This window comes from Clostridia bacterium, from assembly GCA_019683875.1.
Classification (GTDB): domain Bacteria; phylum Bacillota; class Sulfobacillia; order RBS10-35; family Bu92; genus Bu92.
In genome coordinates this window covers 1-5,350 of sequence record JADGHN010000115.1, presented here as the reverse complement: position 1 = coordinate 5,350, position 5,350 = coordinate 1, and the positions used below count along the sequence as shown (strand labels likewise).

Below are 5,350 nucleotides of genomic sequence, written 5' to 3'. Positions count from 1 at the left end.
CGGGTCGTACAGGAAGAGGTTGTCCGCCCGGCGCAGCGCCTCATGGGTGCGGACGAACTCCTTGAGCTGGATGAGGCGGCGGGGATCGGCGGTCTCGAAACAGATGACCGGCGAAAAGTTGCTGGTGCGCTTCAGAAGGGCCCGTTCCAGCCAGTCCGTGGCCAGGCCCTGTTTCGTGGGGTCGCTCAGCGGCGTTCCCTCCCTGCCGTCGCCGGTGCGGCCGCAGCGGCCGACGTCACCCGCACGGAGACTGGAACACGCGCTCCGTGGGCAGGCCCAGCGCGTCCAGCGCCCGCGCAAGCGCCTCCGCGGCGCCGTCGCCGTAGCGTTCGGTGATCTCAAGACGGCCGGCGAAGACGTCGATCTCCAGCAGACGTCGCGGAAGACCGGCCGCGCTCGCGCGGGCGGCCGGCCGCGCCGCGGTTTGTGTCACCCGCCGCGAGGCGGGCGACGGACGCGGACGGGTTCCCGCGCCAGCCCCGGTCTGGGCGTCAGCCACGGCCCGCGCCTCCTGTCCGCGCGTCTTCCGCGGCGGTGGGAGCCGCGCCGGGAAGCGGCTCGCCGCTCTCCTGCCGGCGCTCGACCGCCGTCTTGAGCCGGCGCTCGCCCAGCTCGACGGTCAATCCGAGCGCGTGCAGGGCCGCGGCGAGGCGGTCGGCCTCGTCCAGGCAGTCGTCATCCAGGAAACCGCGGAAATCGGTCTCGATCCGGCCGCGCTCGCCGATCTTCACGCGCACCTCGCGCATCAGGCGAGCACCCCCCGCACGAGCACGCGCCGGTCGCGGCCGGTGCCGGACTCCTCGAGGTCGACCTGGTAATGGAGCGCCTGCAGCGCGCGCGTGACGGCGATCGCGGCGAAGTTCTGGAGGATCTCCTCGCGGATGCCCTGGACTTCCTCGACACGGCCGTAGTCGTCGTACAGCATGTGGAGACGCCCGGTCGACCGGTCGACGGTCACGCCCACCCCGCCGCGCAACCCGGGCAGGTGGACGGCGAGGTCGCACGGCGTGGCACGGCCGAACAGGTCGCGCACCGTGCGATCGACGCGGCCGCGGTGCGCCTCGGCCACCGCGCGGACGGCGGCCTCGAGAATCGGCCAGGCGGGGTCGTCCTCAAGCGCTCCCCCTTCCGCGACGTGCCGGAAGGTGATGTCGGTGCGGTACACGCTGACGTGGCTCATCCCGGCTCCTCCCTCCCCCGAATGGATCTGGTGCGCCGTCAGTCCAGGGAGACGCCGTCGCGCTGCGCCTCCTGCCGGCGGCGCAGAAGCGACTGGATCTCCTCCTGCAGGGCGCGGATCTCGCGCTCAAGCTCCGCGCGCCGCGCCCGCGCCCGCGCCAAGGCGCTCGTCTCCCCGGCGGCGCGGTCGTCGTCGGAGCGGCGGCGGCGACGGCGGGCGCGCTCGATCTCCACAAGCGCGATCTGCACGCGGCGTTGTTCTTCGCGTGCAGGATCGCCGGGCACTTCGGCGATCAGCGCCCGGCGCTGGGCTTCGAGCGCGAGATCGTCCATCCGTGCGTAGGCTTCCCTCCACTCCTCCACCTTCAGCGACCGGATTCGGGCCAGGCCCGGCTGGGCCTCCCACGTGGAGACGGTCCGCTGCCAGCCTGCGAGCGGGTCGTCCTCCTCAGGTGCGGCCGGCTGCGATCGCTCCAGACGGCGCACCTCCCACGTGACCTCGTCAAACTCGCGCTGCAGATGGGCCAGCCGGCGCCGCAAGCGGGCGAGCGGTTCGTCGATGCTGCGCAGCGCCTCGCGCTTCAGGACGTGGACGGTGACGTAAGCCGAGATGAGAAAGAGGGGAAGGAAGAAGGCGATCGTCCAAGCGGCGAACGAAGCCGCGCGGCGCGGCGCGAGAAACCAAGCCAGGACGGCGGCGCAGGCCGCGGCGGGGCCGGCCTCGCGCCACACGAGCGCGCGCACGCGCGGCGAACGGCGCGCTTCGTCGCGGATGGTCGCCGCGGCAAGCATCGCGACGAGCAGGAGCCCCATCGCCCCCGCGAACAGCAGCAACACCGGGCAACCCTCCGCCGCGGGCCACGTCTGCTGCGTCCATTATACCCACGACGGTCGTCGCCCCGTCGCCGCCTACTGGGAGGCGGCGGCCGCGCCGCCGAGAACGAGCTCGCTCACGGCAAACGCGCCCGGGTGCCCGGTGATGGTCACGGTCATCGTGTAGGCCGGCTCTCCTTCGTCTGCTCCGCTGAACATGGTGAGCCGGTAGCGCGCACCGTTGGACGTCACCTGGCTCTCGTCCACGCGGTAGTGGTCGATCGTGACGCCCTTCGGCCCGGGATGCCAGCCGTTCGCAGCGAACGCCGCGCGCCACGCCGGCTGCAGCTCGGCCGACATGTAAAGATTCGCCTCCGCGCCGCTGCCGGCGATCCAGGCGACGAGGAAGCGGTGCAGCAGCAGTTCGGGGGACCGCACGTCCTGGGCGTGCGCGGCGAGCACGTTCAGCTGCTGTCGCATGGCCTGCGACTGGCGGTCCGCGGCGTCGAGGCGCTGGGAAAGGGCGCGGTTCTGGGCCAGGAGGAACGCGCTTGCGACCAGGACCAGCACCAACGCACCGGACAGGATCGCCACGCGACGTCCCTGCGCATCGCGGCGGTTCATCCTTCCATCCCCCCGCGCAAGCGTATGCGCGTCAGGCGTCCGGCAGCCCGGTCCAGGGTCGCATCAGATCCACGGGCGCGCCCAGCGCGGACAGCGCGCGGGCGGCGACGAAGTCGACGAGCTCCTCAACCGTACTGGGCCGGTGGTAGAAGGCCGGCATGGCCGGCACGACGCGCACGCCGGCTTCGGCAAGCGTGAGGAGGTTCCGCAGGTGGATGGCGTGAAGCGGCGTCTCCCGCGGCACGACGACGAGGCGTCGCCCCTCCTTCAGGGCGACATCCGCCGCGCGCTCGATGAGGTTGCCCGACTGGCCGACGGCGAGCGCGGCCACGGTGGACATGGAACAGGGCACGACGACCATGCCGTCGACGCGCGTGCTGCCGCTGGCCACGTCGCTGGACACGTCGCGCACGTCGTAGAGGTAGAGCTCCCCGCGCCCGCGGTAGCGCCAGAACTCGGCCTGGTAGCCGCCCAGCAGGCGGCGCGGCCGGTGCCAGCCGCTGCGCGGGTCCACCTCCGCCGGCGCGAAGCCGTCGCCGTCCGGCTGCCAGCCGAGCTCGTCGGCGAGCACCACCCGGCCGGCGGGGGAGACGATCAGGTCCACGCGACAATCCCCAGCAAGCAGCGCCTCGACCACGCGGCGCGTGTAGGGCGCCCCGCTGGCGCCCGTGCTGGCCACGACGTAGCGCGCCCTCACGAGGCCACCCCCAGAAGCGCGGCCAGCACGAGAATCGGCCCGGCGACCGCGTTCGTGTTGAACGCGAAGACGGACTTGGCGACGGACGCTCCTTCGGGACGCACCTGCGCGTGCTGGAAGACGAGCAGCCCCGCCGCCGCGAGGAGGAACCACCAGTACGGGGCCGCGACATGCAGCGCCGAGCCCGCCAGCGCCATGAGCGCAAGGCTGGCGACATGCGTGACGCGGGCCAGCCAGAGCGCGCGCGGCAGGCCCAGGTCCGTGGGGGCCGAATGGACGCCGGCCGCCAGCTGGAACGGCCGGTCGCCGGCGTGGTAAAGGATGTCCGAGGCCGCCACCCACAGCCCGTACCCGAGCGAGAACGCCAGGCCCGGCAGGGCGAAGTCCCCCCGCAGGGCCAGCCACGCGCCCAGAGGCCCGCACGTCTGAGGCCACACCTGCCAGTAGTGGCACGTCCACGAGAAGTACTTGCCGTACGGGTAGACGACGAGCCCGGCCACCGCGATGGGAAAGAAGAGCAGCGTGTACGGGTTCAGCTCCCACGCCGCCACGACCAGCACGCCCAGGCACACGACGCTGAAGGCGAGGGTCTCCGCCTTGCTCAGCCGGCCGGTGGGGATGGGCCGGCCTCGCGTGCGCGGGTTGCGGGCGTCCAGCGCCGCGTCGATCACGCGGTTGAGGCCGAAGCCGGCCGCCCGGCCGAAGATGAGGGCCACGGTGATCCAGAAGAGATCACGCGGTCGCGTCGAACCTCCGGTGGCGAGAAACGCCGCCGCCCAGGTGGCGCTCAACCCGAAGACGGCGTGCAGCGGCACGGTGGTGTCCCACAGGGCCTTCGCCTTGTCCCGCCATCGCTTACGCGAGGCCAAGTTCGCGCCACCTCTCCGCGACGGTGCGCAAGACCGCCGGATCCATGTCGATGCGCTCCGGCCACGGCCTCCCGTGGCCCTCCTCGGGCAGCTTGCGCGTCCCGTCGATGACCATCTTGGTGCCGAACCCGTGCGCCCGCGACGCGTGGTCGAGCACGTCCGCCGGCCCCGGGAAGAAGTGGACGTCCCGGGCGGGATCGATGTGGTTCAACGCCGCCCACCAGGCCTCCGCGGGATCGTGCACGTTCACGTCGGCGTCGACCACGACGATCACCTTCTGCAGGCTCATCTGGCCGAGGCCCCAGAGTCCGGCCGCCACCTTGTACGCCTGGCCGGGATAGCGCTTCTCGATGGCGACGAAGACGAGGTTGTTGAACACGCCCTCGGGCGGCATGTGGTAGTCCACGATCTCGTTCTGCACGGCCTGCAGCAAGGGCAAAAAGATCCGTTCCGTCGCGTGGCCGAACTGGTAGTCCTCCATGGGAGGCCGGCCCACGATGGTCGTGGGGTAGATCGGCGACCTGCGCCGCGTGATGGCGGTCACGTGGAACGCCGGGTACCGGTCGGCCAGCGAGTAGAAGCCGGTGTGGTCGCCGTACGGCCCTTCCTCCACGAACGGCTCGGACGGGTCGACGTAGCCCTCGAGGACGATCTCCGCGTGCGCCGGGACCTCGAGATCGACGGTGCGGGCGCGCACCAGTTCCACCGCCTGGCCGCGCAGGAGCCCGGCGAAGAGGAACTCGTCCATGCCGTCGGGAAGGGGCGCCGTCGCCGCGTAGATCGACGCCGGGTCGCCGCCCAGGACGGCCGCCACCTCAAGCCGCTCCCCCCGCGCCTGCGCCTTGCGGAAGATCGCGGCCCCGCCGTGGTGCAGTTGCCAGTGCATGGCCGTGGTGCGGCGGTCGAGCACCTGCATGCGGTACACGCCGACGTTGCGGGCGCCGGTCTCGGGGTCCTTCGTCACGACCATGGCCAGCGTGATGAACGGGCCGGCGTCCTTGGGCCAGGCGGTGATGACGGGAAGCTGGAACAGGTCGACCTCATCGCCGGTGGCCACGACTTCCTGCGCGGGTCCGCTGCGCACGACCTTGGGTGCGATTCCGGCGAGTTCCTGAAGCTTCGGGAGAAGCGACAGCTTCGAAAGGAGGCTGCCGCCGCCCGGTCCCGG

At 72.0% G+C, this 5,350-nt stretch carries 9 protein-coding genes; all 9 read right to left on the bottom strand.

What is annotated here, in order from left to right; all coding sequences use genetic code 11:
* Positions 1-300, bottom strand: a 300-nt coding sequence (locus IRZ18_08325; protein ID MBX5477108.1) for a hypothetical protein, incomplete at its 3' end; no start/stop codon positions are given.
* Positions 236-499, bottom strand: coding sequence for a hypothetical protein (locus IRZ18_08320; GenBank protein MBX5477107.1), 264 nt, complete (start codon positions 497-499; stop codon positions 236-238). The genes IRZ18_08325 and IRZ18_08320, both read right to left, overlap by 65 nt.
* The gene (locus IRZ18_08315; protein MBX5477106.1) at positions 492-746 is read right to left on the bottom strand and encodes a hypothetical protein; all 255 of its coding nucleotides are present in this window, start codon (positions 744-746) and stop codon (positions 492-494) included. The genes IRZ18_08320 and IRZ18_08315 overlap by 8 nt, the downstream gene beginning before the upstream one ends.
* Positions 746-1,180 carry a hypothetical protein gene (locus IRZ18_08310; GenBank protein ID MBX5477105.1) on the bottom strand — a complete coding sequence of 145 codons (435 nt, stop codon included), beginning with the start codon at positions 1,178-1,180 and terminating at the stop codon, positions 746-748. Before IRZ18_08310 ends, IRZ18_08315 begins: the two co-directional genes overlap by 1 nt.
* Before the next feature lie 38 nt (positions 1,181-1,218).
* The gene (locus IRZ18_08305) at positions 1,219-2,016 is read right to left on the bottom strand and encodes a hypothetical protein (protein ID MBX5477104.1); all 798 of its coding nucleotides are present in this window, start codon (positions 2,014-2,016) and stop codon (positions 1,219-1,221) included.
* 72 nt (positions 2,017-2,088) lie between these two features.
* Positions 2,089-2,616, bottom strand: coding sequence for a hypothetical protein (locus IRZ18_08300; GenBank protein MBX5477103.1), 528 nt, complete (start codon positions 2,614-2,616; stop codon positions 2,089-2,091).
* A gap of 31 nt (positions 2,617-2,647) precedes the next feature.
* Positions 2,648-3,313: a UbiX family flavin prenyltransferase gene (locus tag IRZ18_08295; GenBank protein MBX5477102.1), complete on the bottom strand. Its 666-nt coding sequence runs from the start codon at positions 3,311-3,313 to the stop codon at positions 2,648-2,650.
* On the bottom strand, positions 3,310-4,182 hold the full coding sequence (locus tag IRZ18_08290) for a UbiA family prenyltransferase (protein MBX5477101.1): 873 nt from the start codon (positions 4,180-4,182) through the stop codon (positions 3,310-3,312). Before IRZ18_08290 ends, IRZ18_08295 begins: the two co-directional genes overlap by 4 nt.
* A partial coding sequence (locus IRZ18_08285; GenBank protein MBX5477100.1) for a menaquinone biosynthesis decarboxylase occupies positions 4,169-5,350 on the bottom strand: 1,182 nt, incomplete at its 5' end. The genes IRZ18_08290 and IRZ18_08285, both read right to left, overlap by 14 nt.

What these genes read in the sequence shown, in the direction of transcription:
- IRZ18_08315 (MBX5477106.1), bottom strand. Translation starts at nt 746, where the DNA reads ATGCGCGAGGTGCGCGTGAAGATCGGCGAGCGCGGCCGGATCGAGACC.
- IRZ18_08310 (MBX5477105.1), bottom strand. Translation starts at nt 1,180, where the DNA reads ATGAGCCACGTCAGCGTGTACCGCACCGACATCACCTTCCGGCACGTC.
- IRZ18_08300 (MBX5477103.1), bottom strand. Translation starts at nt 2,616, where the DNA reads ATGAACCGCCGCGATGCGCAGGGACGTCGCGTGGCGATCCTGTCCGGT.